Source organism: Metabacillus dongyingensis (assembly GCF_019933155.2).
GTDB lineage: Bacteria > Bacillota > Bacilli > Bacillales > Bacillaceae > Bacillus_P > Bacillus_P dongyingensis.
This window is the reverse complement of record NZ_CP082944.1, coordinates 2,939,641-2,960,556: the sequence shown is the minus strand read 5'-3', so window position 1 is coordinate 2,960,556 and position 20,916 is coordinate 2,939,641. Positions and strand designations below refer to the sequence as shown.

The following is a 20,916-nucleotide window of genomic DNA, read 5'->3' as shown; positions in this document are numbered from 1 at the left end:
CTTTAGATACGTATATAAAGTAATAGACTGCAGCTCTTAAAAAAGGAGAAGGTTATGCATAATAAGGAACTTTTATATAAAGCAAGGCAGATTTGTGTGATTCCAAGTGAATATCAGCTTGAAATTGAAGATTATTCTGAGGATGGAAGCCGGGCGATTTTCGCATGGAAGCATCCAGATGAGGAAGAAATGGGGATTTGGATTGAGCTGGATGGAAACGGTCATCTGCTTGATTTAACAAAAGACAAATCAACTGCAGAGGTTCAACACAATCTCTTTAATCAAGAGGATTTAAAAAATAAAGCATTGCAATTTGTCGAGATTCATTATCCTGGTGCAGTTAATAAGTTTATGGAAGAGCATGTACACAAAATAGATGTGAATCTCCGCGTATCTTATATCCAGATGGAATTGGATTTACCTTTGCCATTTACCGGTTTTTACATAGATATTAATGAACACGGGGAAATTATGCAGTTTCATTTTAATGGTTCAGCTGAACACATTGTTTTTCCCGAGTTGCTGCTGCCTGAAGAAAAAGTAAGATGTGAATTTCTGAAAGACATAATCATGAATCTGATGATAGTCTGCCTTAATGAAGAACTCTATGAAAAAGGGGACAATCTTCCTCACTTAGTGTATGAACCAGAATTGCTTTTTTATAAGATGCCGGCAGACGGGAAACAAAAAGTATTTATAGAAAATGAAGAAGAAGATAAAGGACAAATTTACAAAAGATTGCCAAAGTTAGAATCTGGATTCTCCCCAGAAGCGTTAACAGAACTGGATGCAGGCTTTGCCAAAATTCGAGAGCAGGATTTCGGGGATGCGATTGGACAGGTATATAGAAAATATGGGGACGAGCCAGCTGCAGCAGATCATAGCATCATGACTTTTTTCAACAAAAGAAATGAAAATACAATAAAAGTAAAGCGTGATAAAGAAACCGGCAAATTAATAGGATTCATTTCTTTTATTGAAACGGCGGGGAATCAATTGCTGAGCATAAAAGAATGTGAAATAGCAGCCATTCAATTTTTAAACGCCATTTATCCTGATGCTCATCTTTATTTCCGGATGAATGAAGAAATAGAAAGTGATGAAGCAAGAGCCCTTTTTCAATTTGATCTTATCCATCATGGAATATCTGTGAGATATGGAACGGCAAGAATTAGTGTGAGCCGAACCGCTGGGAAAATCACACACTATCTTGGACCAGAAGTAGAGCCGAAGCTGCTGTTGTCAATTGATCCTGATCCCGGAATTTCTAAAGAGAATGCTATAGAAATATTTCGTTCAGTCTTCCAAATTGAAAAGCAATGGTCTAAAGAGTATAAAGACAATTCAGAAAGCTATTATCAGCTCGTTTATAAACCTATCTATCCAGATTTTAAAGGGACTGTTGCTTTTATTCATGCGAAAAATGGAAAACTTATAGTGGAAAAAGGATTTTAAATCCATTAAAAAGAGGCATCAGTTTTTAAGTAATACCTCAAAAAAATCGCTATATAGAATTTTTGCAGGCAGGAGTTAGCGGCAGGCAGCAATAGAATGAAGGGGCATGGGTTTTAAGATAACTTTAATAGATTTCGGCATTTTAAATTCATCCTGTGCTTTTTTAAAATACTTGTACATAGCTTTGCTTCCGACAGCATTGGCGGAATGAATCGTGATGCGTTTGGCATAAAGGTGATTATTAACCATGTACTCAACAAGCATTAGCCCGTTTCTTGTTTTGTTTACAAGATCATGATCAAGTGAAAGATGGTCCACACAGTTATTCCGCAAAAGACTGATGCACTGATCTATATTTTCTGCCAAAACATATCCGCTTGGGCACGTTCGGTAATCATCTAAGAAGACACTGATTTGCATGATGATTTCCTCCGATCAATTTTTGACCTGTCTTAAGTGTAACATATTTTCAGCATAAACAAAGGGGAAACCGCTTTGCCGAAGAGGAGATTACGTATATAAAAGCTCTCAGAACAGACACTTAGATGCCAATTGTTGTAATAAAAAAATTTTTATGAAGTATTCAGGAGCAGGAAATGGTGTAACTTCGCCATAAATGAATAGACTGCAGGAAATCATCATGAGATTACCGTCTTAATTTTTTTAGGCACAATGGATCTTTAAGTAACTCAAATAGAATAAATAGGAATTTATAGTTTTATCAATTACTGATTTTTAAAGAGGGTGGAGAAATGAATAATGCTTGGAATAAAGCGATATATAAGGTTTGGTCTCCAGTTTACGATAAGTTTTTCAATTCAGGCCGCTTTCTCAATGCCCGAAAGAAAATATTTCAAGAAAGGACATTTAATCGTACACAAAAAGTCCTTTTTGTCGGTGTAGGAACAGGAGCAGATTTAGAACAGATTCATCACAATGGACTAGATATTACCGCTATCGATTTTTCACCTGAAATGCTAAACAAAGCAAAAGAGAAATTTCCCAACTCTTCTATCCATTTCATAGAAATGGATGCTCAAGAAATGAATTTTCCAGATGAACAATTTGACATAATAGTAGGGAGTTTAATACTCTCTGTAGTACCAGACGCAGATAAATGTTTTGGAGAAATGTCGCGAGTTTTGAAAAAAGAGGGTGAAATCATACTGTTTGATAAGTTTTCCTCCAAAGCAAAGAGGCTCTCCTTAATAAAAAAAATCATTAGGCCATTTATCAAGGTTTTAGGAACTGATATTGGATTGAATTTTGAGGAATTATTTGCAAAACAAAAAGCAAAACTCCGTATTAAAGAGGATGCAGGGATCATGTTCAACGGAATGTATAGAAAGATAATAGTTACTAAGCAGTGATAGTGTGCCTAGGAGACACTTAGTGTTCGTCATCTTTAGGTAAGAGTGATAGTAATATTCTTTAATAAAGAGAATATTTGAATGGTCAATGTTCAGAGTGGGAACTTCTGAGCATTTTTTTGTTCTCTTTTTCTTTAAGGCTCATTTCGTAAAGATTGTTGTTTTTAAATAAGATGATTGATAATTTACTTTTTATGGTATTGTATTTACAGGAGCTTATTCAGCTAAAGAGCAGTTATCTTGATCAAGTTTAGATGAAAACGGTTTAATTGTGCTTTATTAAAGGGGGGATTAGCATATATCGCTCACGGACAAATATGTTTCTCTTATTTTTGGCAATCTTATTTTTCGCAGGTATTATTCTTTTTTCATTTAGGTTGTTTGTTTGGGGATTATTACCACTGATATTCTTGCTCCTCATCTATATCTCAACTAATAAATACCGTTCATCCGTTTCCTTGTTTATATTCTTCTTATTAGGTACATTGATGTTTCAAATTGGAAGCAGCTACATAAATGAATGGAACATATCCGTAGAAATAAAAACCATAATTAACAGAAGTTTACTTTTGTTTATTATGGTTGGAACAGTGATTTCACTAATGTTATCTAAGCAGAAGATATTTTACTTCGGACTATTACCAGATTGGCAAAGACGTATAACAATGCCGTTTCATACAATTAAATTACCATACTTTTTACTTATTGGGCTTATGGTATCGAGCACAATACTTATACCATTATTTATTCATCAAGAAATGAGCTATTTAAAATCAATATTACTTTTTGGTATATTATTTGCCATCTTAAACGCTACACTTGAAGAGGTAATTTGGAGAGGTATTATGTTATCAAGTTTAAAAAGAAATGTTTCCACCTTTTATGCTGTCGTAATAACCAGTATCGGATTCGGGCTGCTGCATTTAGCAATTGGAATTCCTGTAATAATAAGCTTACTTTTTTCTTTCGGAGGGCTTTTCTATGCAATCGTAGTTTTAAAGACCAATAGTATATATCCATCCATAGTGTTTCACATTGTTATCAACTTGGGGATGGTTTTCAATGGATGGATAATTTGAACTTATTCCATACAAGGGGGATTTAATTGAATAACCCCATTTAATTACGACGCTCAGAGTATAAAAGGCTCTGAGCTATTTTTAATTTAAATGATCGATCACCTTCATAACATCTCTACCGTATGGCAGTTAGATCTTTGACACGCTGAATTCAACATTTGTTCTCAGCGTTTGTCTAGTCCTAAGTGCTTTCCTATTTCAGCGAGTGAAACCAGTTTTTAATTAAATTCTAAATATGTTGAATAAAACATTCTATATAATTAGAATAAAAGAAAGGAGATGATAAAAATGAACTTATTAAACACATCCTTTGAAAGAAAATCATACGAAGTAGAACTAAAGCATTCGATAATATTTGAATGTGTGCTTGGAATTGCCATGATTACATATCCAAAGCTGCATAACCAGCTGGAGAAGCCAAAGCAGGAATGGGATCACATCCGATATAATCTTTCTGAAAGTCTGACGGCCGAGCTGCAATATTGTCAGGAACACAATACGTGGAAAATGCTGCTGCAGCTTTTGCACGAGGAGAATTTTTCTTCTTTTAAAGATCTACATGGTTTTATTGATGATCTTCCTGATCAGCACCTGAAATATTTGATACTGCCTTACTTGGATCAAACTCAGGATGAGAACCGTCTGAAGGCTTCCAATGGAGATGCTGAATCTGAAAATGAGATGATCCTTGCTTGTAAAGAACACGCTTTTTTCCCGCAAATGATTCATTTCATTTGCAGGTGTGACTTAAAAGAACTTAGAAACCATTTTAAACAGGTAACAATCGGCTGGTACAGAGAATTTATACAAAAACAGGAATTAGAAATAAGAAGCATTCTGGAACGTGATCAAAAGGAAAAGGAACATTGGCTGAAAAATCAGAGTCCTCAGGAAATTGTTCTTCATGCAGCAGGTGTAGATTACAAGCCGGAGCCAGGTATTACAAAGGTTTTGCTGATCCCGCATCACATTTACCGGCCGTGGACCATTCAGGCTAATTTAGAAGAAACAAAAGTCTTCTATTATCCAGTAAGTAATAACAGTCTGAATGAAACAGCAGATCCTTACGAGCCGCCTGCACAGCTTGTCCAGCGTTTTAAAGCAATTGGAGATGAAAAGCGGCTGCGGATCGTAAAGCTGCTTTCTGAAAAAGAGAGAACATTAAAGGAGCTTACAGCTTTACTTGGAATGGGCAAAACAACGGTTCATCACCATTTATCATTATTGCGTTCAGCAGGAATTGTGAAAGTGACTGGTGCTTATTATTCCGTAACAGAACAAGCTTTCCGGGGTATTGAAACCCAAATTGAGAATTATTTAGAACGGAACTGAATGGATGAAAAGTGTTTCCTTGCTTTTTTACAATCAGCTGCTTTCAACCTTCGCAAGTACGTTTGGCACCTTTTGCATTTCCTGGATTGTCTATGGGGAAACAGGCTCTAAGTTTGCGATGGGAGGACTTTGGCTGGTGAGTATTGCGGGCCAGCTGCTGATCCAATTTTTAGCGGGTCCCTATATCGATCGTTTTCAAAGAACGACTATGATGAAAACTTCAGAATGGATAAGATGTTCAGCTTATTTTCTATTGTGGATGATCATTTTTTCAGGAAATGCAGAGGTTGAATTTCTTTACTTTTCAGCTTTTATAACTTCAATTGTCGTTTATGACCCTGCTGCTGCAGCGCTTATACCAAAACTCGTTAAAGATGAGGAATTAGTAAAAGTGAATGCGAAAATCTCAGGCGGAGTCCAGCTAATGAGGTTTATTTCTCTTCCTGCTGCAGGTTTGATAGTAACCGCTGTTGATTATAAGGATGCTCTTTTATCCATTTCTATTATGTTTTTCATTTCTTTTACAATGATACAGAAGATCAATGAGCCATTTATCAGAAAAACGAAAAAGAATACTTGGACAGGTCAATTTAAAGAGGGTTTCACAATTTATCGAAACCATTGGATTTTGCTTGTTTTAGGAGGATTTATTTCCGTTGCCAGCTTTGGCGTATACGCTTCGCAAACGATGTACATTCCATACATAGCTGAGATAATCGGCGGCTCTGCTTTTGAATATGGTCTGTTCGCGGCTTCTTTTCCATTAGGCTATATTCTTGGGAGCTATGCCGCTGCAAAAATAAGAGTTCCAAAACAATCACTGTATATTGTCATGACCTCCGCGCTATTTATTGGAGGCTGCACGTATTTAGCTTTAGGAGTCACTAAAATTTTATGGGCTGCTATTTTAATAGAAATCATTGCTGGAGCCGTCATGCCTTTTTGGAACATCTACAGCACGACCCTCTATCAGCGGCTGGTACCAGATTCGGTCCTTGGACAAATTCTGTCGGTCAGGTTCTTGTTAACAAAAGCGGCCGCTCCTTTGGGGATTTTGTATGGAACTTTTTGCGCTTCGCAAATTGGGATTTCTGCTTTGTTTTTATCCGTTGGGCTTCTGATATGTATAGTGTCAGGCGCAGGCGCTGTAATCCTGAAGGTTTTCAGAAGGAGACTTGCAGTTCAGGCGGCAGATTAAGCTGGGTTAAGCAAGAGACAGCTTTTCTTCAATTTAATGTAAAAAAATCTGCGTTTTCTTTGTCTTTTTTGTAAATATTACGTAAAGGACGGACAATGAGAATTTACAAAGTCAACAAACTTACTTAAAGAAAGACCAATAGAATGTAAATAGAGATTATTAATCTATTCTATTGGGAGGTCGTTTCATTGTTTAATAGAAAGTTTGGAAAAAAAGTCATTCCGGTTGCTGTACTTTCAGCAGTGGTTGCTGGCAGTTTAATTGGAAGCTTTCCTGAGGCGAAAGCGAATCATGCAGAAGCATCCTCTAATAAAACGGGCGAAATCAAAAACGTTATTTTTTTAATCGGTGACGGAATGGGAGTATCATATACTTCATCTTACCGCTATCTGCAGGATAATCCAAATACACCAGTCGCTGAACGCACAGAATTTGATAAGCATCTTGTCGGCAATCAGATGACATATCCTGAAGATCCGTCAGAAAATGTAACGGATTCAGCGTCAGCAGCAACGGCAATGTCAACTGGGTACAAAACGTTCAATGCAGCGATTGCTGTAGACAACGATGGAACGGAACTTAAAACGGTTTTAGAATCTGCAAAAGAAAAAGGAAAGTCAACTGGACTTGTTGCAACTTCTGAAATCACGCATGCCACTCCGGCATCGTTCGGCGCACATGACATGAGCCGTAAAAACATGAACTCATTAGCAGATGATTACTACGACGAAATGATTAACGGCAAGCACAAAGTAGATGTGATGCTTGGGGGCGGCTCAAGCAACTTCATCCGCGGTGACCGCAACCTGACAGAAGAATTCAAAAAAGATGGATACAGCTATGTTACTAATAAGGAAGATTTATTGAAGGATAAAAATGAGCAAGTACTTGGATTGTTTGCAGAAGGCGGTATGCCGAAAATGATCGACCGCAACAATGAAACACCTTCGCTTCAAGACATGACCAACTCTGCATTGACAAGGTTAAATAAGGACAAAGACGGATTTTTCCTTATGGTTGAAGGCAGCCAGGTCGACTGGGCAGGTCATGACAATGATATTGTCGCAGCCATGAGTGAAATGCAGGATTTTGAAAAAGCATACAAAGCAGCGATTGAATTTGCTAAAAAGGACAAGCATACACTAGTGGTTGCTACAGCTGATCATTCAACTGGCGGATATTCAATCGGCGCTAATGGTGTCTACAACTGGTTTGGTGAACCGATTAAAGCTGCTAAGCGCACACCTGATTTCATGGCTAATGAAATTGTCACTAAAGGTGCAGATGCAGAAAAAACATTAAAGCAAAATATCGATTTAGATCTAACGGCAGAAGAAATTAATTCTGTTAAAAAGGCTGCTGAGGAAGGAAAAGCAGATAAAGATAAAGGTATTTTACGAGTAGATAATGCAATTGAATCTATTTTTAACAAGCGCACAAACACAGGCTGGACAACTGGCGGTCACACAGGAGAAGATGTTCCTGTATTTGCTTATGGACCTGGATCAGAATTGTTTGCAGGCCAAAAGGACAACACAGATCATGCAGAAATAATCTTTAAGATTTTAGAGAAAAACAAAAAGAAATAAGCAGGAATCCGCTGTTCTTCTGTGACTCTTACGAACAGCCCCGGCGATGAAGCCTAAATAGTTCTTCATCGCCGGACTTATTTCTGCCAAAAGCGGAACTACTAATAATCTATATCCACTCCTAGAGAAAAGGGGATTACAAATGAAAAAATTATGGACCCTCCTATTATTAACGTTAATTCTTACAGCATGTCAAGCTCAAGCTTCAGCACCAAAAGATGCTGCTGAAGAAGAGAAAGAAACGGTATCTGAACCCTCAGCAAATAAACAATCTACAAACGATGTCTACGTTCCAAACCCTCAAATTACAGATGACCGCGAGCTGCTTGAAGTCGGTCAGACTTTTAAGGACGACAAAGGAGCAGCAGAGTTAAAAGCTATTAAGAAAGTCAATGAAACGTACCAAGTCGGCGATGTTGAACTAATAATCCATGATGTCAAAATTATCGAGCATACACCGGCCTACAGCATGATCGATTTCTTTCACTCTTTTACACATGAAGAAACGTTTAATATTGTGAAAGTAAATATTGAAGTTAAAAATACGTCAGATCAGCCTGTTTTCTTCTCACCGTTAGCTGTCCTTGAAACGAATACAGGTGAGCATAAAGATTGGGAGTCTGATATTTACCTCGAGGAGTTAAATGGCGAGCTTGCGGCAAATGGATCTAAACGGGGGAATATCGGATTTATCTTGGATCATTCTGATAAAGAGATTAAGAGTATTAAAATTTTGACGAGTGATCTATTAAATCAAGAACAACAGATAGAAGAGAAAGCACAGGAAATAAACATTAAGTTTTAATAGGACAATGCCAAACAGGCATTGTCTTTTTTATTGGAAGAAATTTTATCGGAGTAAAGTAAACGCATTCAATGCTGATAAATAACGATTTGTGCCTTTTTTGTAAAAGAGTACTGAAAAAATGAACTAGTCAATCAATTTAATAGCTGATATACTTTGAACTATTATTTTCATGACTATTTTCTTATAGGAACTACTACATCAAAGGAGCTTTTTACATGACAAAGGAATTTAGTGGGAAACAACTTGTTTTTATTAGCTTAATGCTATTTTCAATGTTTTTTGGGGCAGGAAATTTAATTTTCCCAGTCTTTCTTGGACAGGCTGCCGGGGATAATATGTGGCCATCCCTTGCAGGATTTATTGTTTCTGCAGTAGGACTGCCGATCCTGGGGGTTGTGGCTATTGCGAAAGCAGGGAGCTTTCAGACACTGAATTCCCGTGTACACCCGTTATTTGCTCTTATTTTTCCATTTATCATTTATATTTCAATCGGACCGGGCCTTGCCATCCCTAGAGCAGGAAGTCTTGCCTACGAAATGGGAGCAGCACCATTTCTTCCTGAAGGATTAGCAGTTAATCCTGCAACACTATTCATTTATACAATTGTCTTTTTTGGTCTAGTTTACTGGCTGAGCATGTCACCATCTAAGCTTGTAGATTTGTTTGGAAAACTGCTGACGCCTATTGTGCTCGCACTTATTGTGATCATTTTGGTGAAAAGCCTGATCACTCCAATTGGTTCTTTTGAACTTCCAACAGGCAATTATGGAAATAGTCCTGTTTTTCAAGGGTTTTTGGATGGCTATTTAACGATGGACGCCCTTGCTGCCCTTGCATTTGGCATTGTGATTGCCAATACGATTCGGGCACAGGGAGTAGAGAATGATAAGTTGCTGTCACACTATATGATTTCCGCGGGAATCGGAGCTGGAATCTTACTGACTGTCATCTACATTATCCTTGGATATCTAGGTGCTGCCAGCGCATCTCTTGGCCAGTCAGAAAACGGTGCGCAGATTTTGACAAATATTATGGGGTATCTCTTCGGACAAAGCGGTACTCTCATCTTAGGAATTGTTTTTACACTTGCATGCTTCTGCGTCTCCATTGGTCTTGTGATTTCATGCAGCCAGTTTTTCGCTGGTGCAGTGTCAAAAGTTCCATATAAAGCCTGGGTTCTTATTCTTTGTCTGACTAGCACAGCGGTTGCGAATTTAGGTTTAACTCAAATTCTTAAAGTGTCCGTGCCGATTCTGGGCATGATTTATCCAATTGCAATTGTGCTGATCTTCCTTCCACTAATCCATCAGTATATTGAAAACAGTTCTTATATTTATGTTACAACTGTCGCAGTTGTCGGACTGTTCAGCATCCTAGATACAGTAAATAAAACATTTATGGGAGAAGCATTGAGTCCGGTTTTGAATGCAATGCCGCTGTATCAAGAGGGAATAGGCTGGCTCATTCCGGCACTCATCGGGATCGCACTCGGCTATCTTCTTGGTAAAAGAAAAACATCAAGTGTTCCTGCCTATAAGTAAATAATATAAAGGATCGTTTACTTTGCGGGGGTTCTCCCAGTATACTGTGCTGATTTTGGCTATCCGGTTATCAATTCCCTGAAAATAGCCTTTCGGATATAAGTTACTCCATATATTGTAAAATAGAAGTTCATCTGTTTTCGGATAGCAGGGAGGCTTCGTAAACCATGAATCCGTGTTAACAGGGACAATAATGTCAATGGACCCCTTGCTTTTTAGCCTCAATCAGTGCTTTAATCAGCTGATTGCCAGGAACAAAGCAGGGGGTTTCTTTGGCGAATGATTTTTTAAGTCTGTTATAAAAGGAGACCTCTTTTGTTCCACCCTTCGTTTTTAAAAAGCTTTGTCTTTTTACTGACAGCTTTTAGCCCGCATCTTCTTCCCAGTCCTTTAAAAATCGTTTCTTGATTTCTTCTGAGCCTTCACCTGCAATCCGCAAATGATAGTCCCGAAAGGATTCAAACCTGTGACTTGACCAAGGTATTCCTCGCCTAAATTGAAACCGCCGCACAAGTGTGAAGCCTTTCCATCAATGACGAAAAACTTCCGCTGATTTCCATGAATGATAGTAAAGAAAAAGAGCCTCTGCATCGTTTCCCGCTTTATTATGAAGAGCTCTAAAAACCTCATGCTGATTGACTTCTCTAATGATAAAAGTGAATATAAAAGCACTTATGCACCTTCAAAATCTTTAAAAAAGGGCAGGATAGAGTTTGCTGACTGCAGGATAAAGCGCTAGCTCCCCCTGATAATAAAGAATGCACCTCTGTATAGTAATCATTTACAAATCGCAAGCAGGATGACTCCACATAAAATAAGTATCATTTTCTTCAGTATATTAAAACTTCCGGTATATCGATATTAAATTGGGTTAGGCACACAAGTGAATTTTAGAGAAGGAAATGTATGGAATGAAGGGGCTGACAAAAAGTAAAAAAATGTTTGAGTTTTTTTCACAAGGGAATAAACATAAATGGAAAATATCAATTGGATTCTAACAGAGAAGGAGACATGTAATGATTCAGCTTAGAAATATCACAAAAAAATATCCTGATGGTTTTAAGGCATTAAAGGATATCAATCTTGAACTTGAGGCAGGAAAAATTCATGTAGTGATCGGACCAAGCGGATGCGGGAAATCAACAACCATGAAGCTTATCAACCGTTTGATTACTCCGACTGAAGGCACGGTATACATAAATAATGAGGATATCTCGAAGATAAATCCTGTCGAGCTGAGGAGGAAGATCGGCTATGTCATTCAAAGCATCGGTCTTTTTCCGCACATGACCATAGCCGACAATGTCGCAGTCGTTCCGCGTTTACTGAAGTGGGAGGAAGAACGGACAACCCGGAAAGTGAATGAGCTGCTATCGATGGTCAATTTAGATCCAGAGACCTACCGCAGCCGTTTTCCAAGCGAGCTGAGCGGGGGACAGCAGCAGCGCGTTGGCGTGATTCGCGCACTTGCAGCAGAACCTGATGTCATTTTGATGGACGAGCCGTTTAGCGCACTTGATCCAATCAGCCGTGATCAGCTTCAGGCAGAGCTAGTGAATTTACAGGATGATCTGAAAAAGACCATCGTGTTTGTCACTCATGATATGGACGAAGCCATTAAAATTGCGGATAACATCATTTTAATGAAGGATGGAGAAGTGATCCAGGTAGGATCGCCAGACTCGATCTTGCGGCATCCGGCAAATGATTTTGTGAAAGAGTTCATTGGGAAGAAGCGTTTAAAAGAGCATAATGATACAAGTTTTCCGATGGATCCCGATGAAATTCCAACCGTTAATGAAGTCATGATTGATAATCCTGCAACAGCCTATCCAGAAAGAGGTCTTGCAGCCGCAGTGAAAATCATGGAGCAAAGACGAGTGGATTCGCTGATTATTATTGACCGGGAACGCAACTTGCTGGGATATGCGCCAATTTTGAATCTTCTGGGACAATACCGTGATGAAACCAAAACGCTGAAAGATGTCATGCTGCCTTTCGCGCATACCGTCCAATCTGACAGTCCTTTTACAATTGCACTTGATTTAATGAGCCAGTATAACCTGCCTTATGTACCGGTTGTTGGAAGAAACGGCAAGTTTGTCGGCGTGATTACGAGAGGAAGCATGGTCCGCTTAATGGCAGACGTATTTCCTTATGCAGATGAGGTGGTTTAAATGAAACTCATTCAGGATTATTTTTCCTTTCTGCAGGAACGGTACCCAGATATTCTGGCAAGGTCAGGAGAACATTTAACGATTGTTGGCCTTGCTGTTTTATTCGGCTGCATAGCAGCTATTACAACTGGTATTTTACTGACAAGGGTGAAAGAAGGCCCTTTAAACAGCTTCGTATTTGGTCTTGTGAATGTATTTCAGACGGTTCCGACCATTGCCTTGCTTGCGATGCTTATTCCGCTGATGGGCATCGGAATGAAGCCTGCAATATTTGCTCTCTTTTTATATTCATTACTGCCGCTTCTCCGCAATACCTATTCAGGTATTAGAGAAGTGGATGGCAGCATTGTTGAAGCAGCCAGAGGAATGGGGTTTGGCACGTTTCAGCGTCTATTTAAAATTGAACTTCCGCTTGCATTTCCATACATTCTTTCAGGAATTCGATTAACGACCGTTTATATAATCAGCTGGACAACCCTTGCTGCATTGATTGGAGCCGGGGGACTTGGTGATTTGATTATTGCCGGCATGTCAAACAATGATAATTTTCTTATCTTTACTGGAACGATCAGTGCCATTATTCTGGCGGTTATCGTTGATGTTGTTTTAGGCTTTTTCAGTAAAAATAGAACCGGGTTAACAGCTTAGAAATAAGGAAACACAAGGAGAAATTTAATGAGGAAAGCAATCATTCTATCTGCACTGGCAGTTATCATAGCATGCACCTCGGTTTTATCAGGATGCAGCTCAAAAGAAACCATTAAAATCGGCGCCGCCACCTACACAGAAACAAAGATTATGGCTGCGATTTATAAAGAACTGATTGAAGATCGGACAGATTTAACCGTTGATATTACACCTGATCTGCTCTCAAATCCGATGATTCTAAAATCGATGAGCAGAGATGACCTGGATATGGCGCTCATGTATTCAGGAGTTATTTTCAGCAACTTTTTCCCTGTAAAGCAGACGACAGACCGCAAAGAGGTTCTGAAGCAGGCACAGGAAGGCTTTGATAAGCACTATGACTTTACATGGTTTGACCCTCTTGGCTGGGAAAATACCTATGCGCTGACCGTTCAGAAGCAGACTGCAGAAGAAAAAGGGCTTAAGAAAGTATCAGATTTGAAAAAAGATCAGGGGAATATGAAATTCGGTGTTGATTCATCCTGGATGGAGCGCAAACAGGATGGATATCCTGCCTTTATCAAGCATTACGGGTTTGACTTCGAACAATCTTATTCCATGGATATCAACTTAGTTTATGAGGCAGTTGCGAATGAACGGGTCGATGTGGTTCTTGCCTATTCAACTGACCCGAGACTGATTCAATATCATTTGAAAACATTAGAGGATGACAAACGATTTTTCCCTCCTTATGATGCTTCTATGGTTGCACGAAATGAGGTCCTTGAGAAGCATCCGGAGCTTAAACCGATTATGAATGAACTGGTCGGTGAGATGGATGAGGAAACCATCACGAAGCTCAATTACGAGGTTGATATTAAAAACCGCAACGAACGGGAAGTAGCAAGAGAATTCCTGACGGAAAAAGGCCTCCTGAACAACGGATCGGAGGGAACGAAATGACATTTCTTAAAGAACTATTTTCTTATATGGGCGAAAATATAGATTTGCTGCTTCTTTACACTGGACAGCACCTGCTTATGGTCATCATCGGGGTTTCATTGGCATTGATTGCGGGAACGCTCCTTGGCATTGTGTGCAGCAGGTATAAGAAACTGGCGCCTATTATCTTATCAGCAGCCAACATCATTCAAATCGTTCCGAGTCTTGCCTTGCTGGCCTTGCTGATGTTATATTTCGGACTTGGCTTCTATACAGTGGTCATTGGATTGTTCCTTTACTCATTGCTGCCCATCATCAGGCATACCTATGTGGGGCTCGAGCAGGTTGATTCATCTCTCACGGAAGCGGGACACGGTATTGGGATGACCTACATGCAGCTTCTGACAAAAGTACAGCTCCCGCTTGCTATGCCATTTATCATGGCTGGATTAAGAATTGCGGCAGTGATCGCTATAGGCGTTGCAACCCTTGCGCCATTCGTAGGCGGTGACGGACTAGGACGTGAAATTTTCTCAGGAATTAACTCCAGAAATGACATTCGGATCTATGTCGGCGCCATTCCGGCTTCCATTCTGGCCATCCTTGCAGATATTATTTTAGGGCGGATGGAGAAGAGGATGAGTGTGAAGGCTGCGAAATAAGAAGAAAAGAAGATCAGCTCCTTTTAGGGCTGATCTTCTTTTAAATAAGTGTATATCACGATATAAGTTTATTTTTGTCCAGCTCCATCGCAAAGAACTGTCGGGGCTAACCAGGCGATTCCACATTTCTTTATAATTGTTTTGTCTCTTTCAAATACTCCACATTGCTTGTTTTCTTTCTATAGTTAGTAAGGTATGAAATCCCCACTAAAACGATAAAACCAGATGACATTCCATATATGATCGGGTTTGTTGATGTAAGCCCTTCAAAAAACAGCCCGGCAAGGACAACGACCGTGCTGACCAAAATGGAATAAAAGCCGGCATTCGGCGTCGCTTTTTTCCAGAAGAATGTCATGACGAGCGGGATAAAGATTGCACCGGATAAAATGGCGTATGCTACATCTAAAGCGACTAAGACATCCTGAATCCAAATCGAGAAGGTGATCGCGATTAATCCAACGATAAGCGTTGTAATTCTTGATGCTCTTAAAAGCTGTCTATCTGTCATGTTTTTCATGAAATATTGCTTTAAAATATCATTTGTAATAAGAGTGGCCGACGCCAGCAGAGTTCCTGATGCTGTTGACATGAGAGCAGAGCAGACACTTGCAAGAACAAGCCCTAAAATTCCCGATGGAAGAATGGCAAGGGCCATTTCTGCAAAGGTGTTTTGAGGATTGCTGATGGACGGGATGACGATAAATGCACACATCCCGATGATGCTTCCTGCAAGTGCATAGGCAATGCTGTAGAAACCTGCAAAAATAGAGCCGTTTCTAGCTATTTTATTCGATTTTGCAGTAAATACCCGCTGCCAAATATCCTGTGATACGACCATGCCCAAGGCATAAAGCAGGAAGTATTGAAAGATTTGCTGATAACCGATAGATGCAAAACTGAAGTGAGTCTGAGGGAGCTCTGTCAATAGATTTCCCCAGCCATCCGCTTTTGAAATGCTCATTGGCAGCATAATGAAAAAGATTCCGATGGTCATGACAACAAATTGAATAATGTCTGTAACGGTTACACTCCACATGCCGCCAAGAATGGTATAAAAAAGAACGATTCCGCCCCCGACAAGCATCGAAGTCGTAATATTCCAGCCTAAAAGGACGTTGATGATTGCTCCCATTCCTATAACCTGTGTTACAGCAACCATTAAAGTATAGATGGCAGCTACAATTGCACTTAGCAGGCGGGTTTCAGAAGTATATCTTTTGCCGAGCAGTTCACTGATGGTTGTGATTTTCAAAGAATCAATTTTCTTAATAAAAATAGTGCCGAGTATAATAATGCCAAGACCAATCATGGTGACAAACCAGATCCCTGAGATTCCATATATATAACCAAGTTTTGCCGTTCCAATTGTTGCGGCGCCTCCGAGAATGACAGCAGAGAGACAGCCGAGATACATGAACATTCCAAGATTCCGTCCGGCCAGGTTAAAATCTTCCGATGTCTTTGCCTTTTTGGAACCGATAACCCCAACACCTATTAAAACCCCAAAATACACTAAAACCACGAGCGTATCGAGCAGCTGCATGTGAAAAGCCTCCTTTTTAGTTTAAATGGTTACGAATTTAATAATGCCTTAGATAAATGAGAGCTTTGGTACTCATAAACGGCTTCTTCTAATACTTTGAGGCCATGATCAATTTCATCCTTGCTGATAGTAAGCGGAGGGATCATCCGAATGACTTCGCCATGATTACCGCATAAATAAAAGAGCACACCTTTTTCCAGACAGCGATCCAAAATGGACATGAGTGCTTCTCCGTCTGGTTTTCCTGTTACAGGGTCAACAATTTCAATTCCAATCATCAGACCGATTGCGCGTACGCTTCCGATCACAGGGGATGTTCTTTGCAAAAATCTAAGCTTCTCCACTGCATATTTGCCCATTTTATTAGAGTTCTCAATGAGCTTCTCTTCTTTCAGCACTTCAATGGTTGCAAGTGCTGCCGCACATGCAATCGGGTTGCCTCCAAACGTTGTGCCGTGACTGCCAAGCGGCCATTGATGCATTAATTCTTTCGAAGCAACAGTAGCACTCAATGGAAGACCTGATGCTATTCCTTTTGCGATGGCCATAATATCGGGCACAACATCAAATGCTTGAGAAGCAAACCATTCTCCCGTCCGTCCGAAGCCTGTTTGAACCTCATCAAAGATAAGGAGAATCCCATGCCTGCTGCAGATATCCCTTATTTTTTTCAGCCAGCTTTTCGGAGGAACGATATATCCGCCTTCTCCAAGGACCGGCTCAACGATCATACATGCGACTTCTTCTGGTGTTACTTGATGATTAAACAATGTTTCAAAATCTTTTTCTAATTTCTCCGTGCAATAAACCTCAGGATCAGCCCCATTAGGACATCCTGAAACATCTGCATAGGGAACTTGATAAGCGAGTCCATTTGGCTGCAGAAATTTACGGTATTTGCTTTTAGAAGTTGTCACACTTAGTGCTCCGAGCGAACGGCCATGAAAGCAGCCGATAAACGATACAACATATGGTCTTTTCGTAACGTGTTTTGCGAGTTTTATCGCACCTTCAATTGCTTCCGTTCCGCTGTTGGCGAAGAAAAAACAATCGAGATTTTCAGGCAGAACGATCTTTAATTCCTTTGCCAGCTTCAAAATTGATTCATACATGATGACGCCTGATGGACCATGCATCAGCTGGTCAGCTGCATCCTTAATGGCTTGTACTACTTTAGGATGTCTGTGTCCTGTGTTGGCTGTCGCAATGCCTGATGTAAAATCCAAATATTTTCGGCCGTCAAGCCCGTAGTAATAACAGCCTTCAGCCTTTACGACGGGCAGATTCGGGTGATCCTTCGCCATGCTCGGCGCTAATAAATCCGGCATTTCTGCAACTAAATGACTCCAATTATTTTCCATCTTCATCCTCCTTGATCAATCCTGCATCATGTTTAAAAAGTAATCTGTTTATACTTAAACACTTGCAAGAACCGTGCCAAGAGAGTTAAAGGATCTCATGTTTTTTCATTTTTCTAACAATTGAAGGCTGACTGATGCCAAGAGCCTCTGCCATGCGCACTGTGGTTTTATATTTTTTCCTTGCTTTTAAAAGAATTTGCTTTTCCATTGCATCCATCATTTCTGATAAGGTCTGATTTTCATCAATCGGGAAGGGTGCAGGACCAACTGAATCTTTTATATATTCTGGCAGCTGGTCAACAGTTATTAATGCAGAAGGTGAAATAACAACCAGCCGTTCCAGAATATTAATCAATTCACGGACATTGCCCTTCCAATCGTAATGTAATAGGTGATGTGTAACAGCTTCATCCAGCGTCTTTTCCTTGTTGTACTTTTCTTCAAATTGTTTTAAAAGAAGATGAATAAGCGGCACAATGTCTTCTGTCCGCTGTCTGAGCGGGGGAATAGTTATCGGCACCACGTTTAATCTGAAGTACAGATCCTCCCTGAATAATTTTTCTTGGATGGCCTGCTGCAAATCTTTATTTGTAGCAGAAATGAGTCTGAAATCAACGTGAATCGGCTTTGTTCCGCCGACCCTGTAAAACTGTTTTTCCTGAATGACCTTCAATACTTTTACCTGATGGGCAAGAGGCAGTTCGCCAATTTCATCTAAGAAAAGGGTACCGCCATCAGAAAGTTCAATCAGGCCGATTTTGCCTTTCCGATTGGCTCCGGTAAAGGCTCCGGCTTCATATCCAAACAGCTCTGCTTCTACTAGGGAATCCGGTATCGCACCGCAGTTCACTTCAATAAATGGTCCGCTTTTTCGATCGCTTTTGTTATGTATAAATTTTGCAAGCAGGGATTTGCCAACGCCCGACTCACCCAGTATTAATACGTTTACGTCAACTTCTGATACTTGGAGGGACGTACTGATAACTTTCTGCATTTCATCACTTTTTGCAATAATTCCGGCATCATAAAGCTGTTTGCCCCGCAAAAGATCAAGCTCGCTTTTTACCCGTTCCATTTCTTCTTCCATTGTGATGAGGAAATTTTTATAGTCTGCAAGTTCCGTAATATCGTGTGAATAGCTGACAACCCTGTAGAGTTCACCATCTTCATTGTAGACCGGTATGCCTGTAACCAATAGTTTTTTTCCTTTATTCGTCGTTTGAACAAACGTAATTTTTTTCTTCTCTTTCAGAACAATTGGAGTCAAAATGGGGGTGAACAGCCCCTGCGCCTCAAGATCATAGACTGATTTTCCAATTAAACTATCAGATTCTACCTCGTAGATTTTTCCTGTAAACTCACTGACTTTTAAAATAATTCCATCTAAATTGGTAACAAGAATATCATCCTTCAGGGAGTGAAGAATTTGTTCATTTTCATTCCAGTTTGTTGATTCCGTCATCTAAAATTCATCCTTTCATTGAATGAATATAAGAAATATTATTCATATTTGAATAATTATTCATTTTTGAATAATTATATCAGGGTTCTAAATGAAATCATATACTTGAATATAAAAAGACGACAGCAAATGAGCTGTCGCCAATGTTATAAAAGCTGTTTATTTTTAAAATATTTCCACATTCCAAATGTTAATAGAATTAGAAAAGAAAAGATAATGACTGTCGCAAAAGGCGAGTCCTGGTAGGGAAGCGGAACATTCATTCCGAAAAAGCCTGTTACAAACGTTAATGGAAGCATAATAGTTGAAATCAGCGTCAGGACATTCAGTTTTTCTGAGGACTTCGCATTAATAATAGAGTAGTAGGTATCAAGAGCACTATTTACTAAGTCTCTGAACGTTTCAGTAGAGTCGACAATCCGTTCTAAATGGTCAATTAAGTCTGTATAGAAAGGGACATTTTCTTCTCTTATATCAAATTTCCATTTACCATCAACATTGATAAAGATTCTCCGCTGGGGGAGTATGACTCTTCGGATTAAGATGATGGTTCGTTTTAAGGCGAGAAATTCCTCGGTTACACCGCGAATTTCTTCATCATAAATCTCATCTTCTAATTCATCAATCCGGATTCCTATACGGTCAAGGATGGGAAAATATTCATCTGTTATACCGTCAATGAGCGTATATAAAAGAAAGTCAGCGCCTTTATTCATATATTTAATGTGTTTAGAGCAAATTGCGTCCATTTGTCCAAGCCACTTTAATTTGTGCTTATGAATCGTTACGACATAATTAGGGCCGACAAAAACGTTTAATTCAAGGGTCGTTATTTCATTATCGCTTTCCTCGTTGTACCGGAGAGCGTGAAAGACAAAGAATTTATAATCCTCGTAGTTATCCATCTTAGCCCTGGGGCTGTCATGGAGACAATCTTCAATTGCCAGATGGTGAAAATCAAATATTTTTGCGACTTCATATAATTCGCGGTTTTGTACATCATACATATCAATCCATAGTAAGCTGTCTGAATGGCTTAAATGATGATTGATTTCATTCATTTTAATATCTGCGATCATTTCTTGTGTATCGTTTTTATAGAGATACGTTTTAATCATCTGTATACACCCCGTAAAAGTTTATTCTACGAGGCAAACGTGCCCGCTTAGATCTTCTTTGGCAGGAAAAGAGGAACAGGTGCACACTGGTTGCCTCATGCTTATGCTGACTCTGTTTTCATCTGCCGGATTAGGGTCATCTGTGCCCATTATTTCCTCACCCCCATTATTATGAAAAGCGCAAGCGCCCATAGTTTATTCTGCCCGAGTAGCTGGGTGATTCCGCTTGCCATCAATGCTCAAAATTCTGTTAAAAAGACCCCTTTCATATGAAAGGGGTCATAAAAAGCATAAATAGCAAGCTTTAAATGTCTCCCCTTGTTTTGAGTTTTAGCACTGTACAGCATAGGATCATACCAGCTGCATTAAGAAAAACCTTAATCCGATTTTTCCTGTTGACCCATTGGCGTCTCTCGACATTTTTGGGCAGCAGCGTATCTCTATACAGGAGCCTCACCTAACAGAAGACTTATTTAGCTATAGTCACTATATGAAACATTACAATAAGTGTCAAACTTTTTTTAGTCAATCCTTTAACTGAATATTCATTTGGACATAACTCTATATTCAGCAAAGAATTATCAAGGAAAATATTCTTTAGTTAACCTATTTTAATAAGAAATAGGATAAGAAATGGAAATGGATAAGA

At 39.4% G+C, this 20,916-nt stretch carries 18 protein-coding genes and 1 riboswitch; of the genes, 12 read left to right on the top strand and 6 right to left on the bottom strand.

Translation table 11 applies throughout. The annotated features are described in order from the left end of the window. Positions 1 to 54 precede the first annotated feature (54 nt). Positions 55 to 1,455: a YcdB/YcdC domain-containing protein gene (locus tag K8L98_RS14690; RefSeq protein ID WP_223435745.1), complete on the top strand. Its 1,401-nt coding sequence runs from the start codon at positions 55 to 57 to the stop codon at positions 1,453 to 1,455. Positions 1,456 to 1,530: 75 nt separating this feature from the next. Here the strand turns inward: K8L98_RS14690 and K8L98_RS14685 are convergent, their stop codons facing one another. Beyond that, the gene (locus K8L98_RS14685; protein WP_223435743.1) at positions 1,531 to 1,875 is read right to left on the bottom strand and encodes a cyclic-phosphate processing receiver domain-containing protein; all 345 of its coding nucleotides are present in this window, start codon (positions 1,873 to 1,875) and stop codon (positions 1,531 to 1,533) included. A gap of 332 nt (positions 1,876 to 2,207) precedes the next feature. Here K8L98_RS14685 and K8L98_RS14680 point away from each other — a divergent pair, with 332 nt between their 5' ends. From K8L98_RS14680 to brnQ, 7 genes are all read left to right on the top strand, one after another. Continuing rightward, positions 2,208 to 2,825, top strand: coding sequence for a class I SAM-dependent methyltransferase (locus tag K8L98_RS14680; RefSeq protein ID WP_223435742.1), 618 nt, complete (start codon positions 2,208 to 2,210; stop codon positions 2,823 to 2,825). 317 nt (positions 2,826 to 3,142) lie between these two features. Beyond that, a complete protein-coding gene (locus tag K8L98_RS26700) occupies positions 3,143 to 3,904 on the top strand; it encodes a CPBP family intramembrane glutamic endopeptidase (RefSeq protein ID WP_338037044.1) in 762 nt (253 codons plus the stop codon). 288 nt (positions 3,905 to 4,192) lie between these two features. Next, positions 4,193 to 5,236, top strand: coding sequence for an ArsR/SmtB family transcription factor (locus tag K8L98_RS14670; RefSeq protein WP_223435741.1), 1,044 nt, complete (start codon positions 4,193 to 4,195; stop codon positions 5,234 to 5,236). A gap of 4 nt (positions 5,237 to 5,240) precedes the next feature. After that, the gene (locus K8L98_RS14665; protein ID WP_223435740.1) at positions 5,241 to 6,434 is read left to right on the top strand and encodes an MFS transporter; all 1,194 of its coding nucleotides are present in this window, start codon (positions 5,241 to 5,243) and stop codon (positions 6,432 to 6,434) included. A gap of 188 nt (positions 6,435 to 6,622) precedes the next feature. Further along, the gene (locus K8L98_RS14660) at positions 6,623 to 8,023 is read left to right on the top strand and encodes an alkaline phosphatase (RefSeq protein ID WP_223435739.1); all 1,401 of its coding nucleotides are present in this window, start codon (positions 6,623 to 6,625) and stop codon (positions 8,021 to 8,023) included. A 142-nt stretch (positions 8,024 to 8,165) separates the two neighbouring features. Next, complete coding sequence (locus tag K8L98_RS14655; protein ID WP_223435738.1) at positions 8,166 to 8,828, top strand: DUF4352 domain-containing protein; 663 nt, start codon at positions 8,166 to 8,168, stop codon at positions 8,826 to 8,828. A 218-nt stretch (positions 8,829 to 9,046) separates the two neighbouring features. Then, on the top strand, positions 9,047 to 10,372 hold the full coding sequence (gene brnQ, locus K8L98_RS14650) for a branched-chain amino acid transport system II carrier protein (RefSeq protein WP_223435736.1): 1,326 nt from the start codon (positions 9,047 to 9,049) through the stop codon (positions 10,370 to 10,372). A 390-nt stretch (positions 10,373 to 10,762) separates the two neighbouring features. Here brnQ and K8L98_RS14645 read toward each other — a convergent pair whose 3' ends face one another. After that, complete coding sequence (locus tag K8L98_RS14645; RefSeq protein WP_223435734.1) at positions 10,763 to 11,044, bottom strand: hypothetical protein; 282 nt, start codon at positions 11,042 to 11,044, stop codon at positions 10,763 to 10,765. Positions 11,045 to 11,388: 344 nt separating this feature from the next. Here K8L98_RS14645 and K8L98_RS14640 point away from each other — a divergent pair, with 344 nt between their 5' ends. Genes K8L98_RS14640 through K8L98_RS14625 form a run of 4 tightly spaced genes read left to right on the top strand, consistent with a single transcriptional unit; the run spans position 11,389 to position 14,780 of the window. Next, positions 11,389 to 12,549 carry an ABC transporter ATP-binding protein gene (locus tag K8L98_RS14640; protein WP_223435732.1) on the top strand — a complete coding sequence of 387 codons (1,161 nt, stop codon included), beginning with the start codon at positions 11,389 to 11,391 and terminating at the stop codon, positions 12,547 to 12,549. Next, positions 12,550 to 13,197 (top strand): ABC transporter permease, encoded by a 648-nt coding sequence (locus K8L98_RS14635; protein WP_223435731.1) that lies wholly within the window; start codon positions 12,550 to 12,552, stop codon positions 13,195 to 13,197. 27 nt (positions 13,198 to 13,224) lie between these two features. Beyond that, positions 13,225 to 14,139: a glycine betaine ABC transporter substrate-binding protein gene (locus K8L98_RS14630; protein ID WP_223435730.1), complete on the top strand. Its 915-nt coding sequence runs from the start codon at positions 13,225 to 13,227 to the stop codon at positions 14,137 to 14,139. Further along, positions 14,136 to 14,780, top strand: a complete 645-nt coding sequence (locus K8L98_RS14625; RefSeq protein WP_223435729.1) for an ABC transporter permease — start codon at positions 14,136 to 14,138, stop codon at positions 14,778 to 14,780. Before K8L98_RS14630 ends, K8L98_RS14625 begins: the two co-directional genes overlap by 4 nt. Before the next feature lie 130 nt (positions 14,781 to 14,910). Here K8L98_RS14625 and K8L98_RS14620 read toward each other — a convergent pair whose 3' ends face one another. The 4 genes from K8L98_RS14620 to K8L98_RS14605 form a co-directional block, all read right to left on the bottom strand. After that, positions 14,911 to 16,326: a sodium:solute symporter family protein gene (locus tag K8L98_RS14620; RefSeq protein ID WP_223435728.1), complete on the bottom strand. Its 1,416-nt coding sequence runs from the start codon at positions 16,324 to 16,326 to the stop codon at positions 14,911 to 14,913. Positions 16,327 to 16,355: 29 nt separating this feature from the next. Further along, the gene (locus tag K8L98_RS14615) at positions 16,356 to 17,687 is read right to left on the bottom strand and encodes an aspartate aminotransferase family protein (RefSeq protein ID WP_223435727.1); all 1,332 of its coding nucleotides are present in this window, start codon (positions 17,685 to 17,687) and stop codon (positions 16,356 to 16,358) included. A gap of 85 nt (positions 17,688 to 17,772) precedes the next feature. Beyond that, entirely contained in the window at positions 17,773 to 19,149 is a 1,377-nt protein-coding gene (locus K8L98_RS14610; protein WP_223435725.1) for a sigma-54 interaction domain-containing protein, read from the bottom strand. Between the two features lie 146 nt (positions 19,150 to 19,295). Then, complete coding sequence (locus K8L98_RS14605; RefSeq protein WP_223435723.1) at positions 19,296 to 20,267, bottom strand: magnesium transporter CorA family protein; 972 nt, start codon at positions 20,265 to 20,267, stop codon at positions 19,296 to 19,298. 307 nt (positions 20,268 to 20,574) lie between these two features. Continuing rightward, positions 20,575 to 20,739: riboswitch (M-box (ykoK) riboswitch) on the bottom strand. Positions 20,740 to 20,916: the final 177 nt, after the last annotated feature.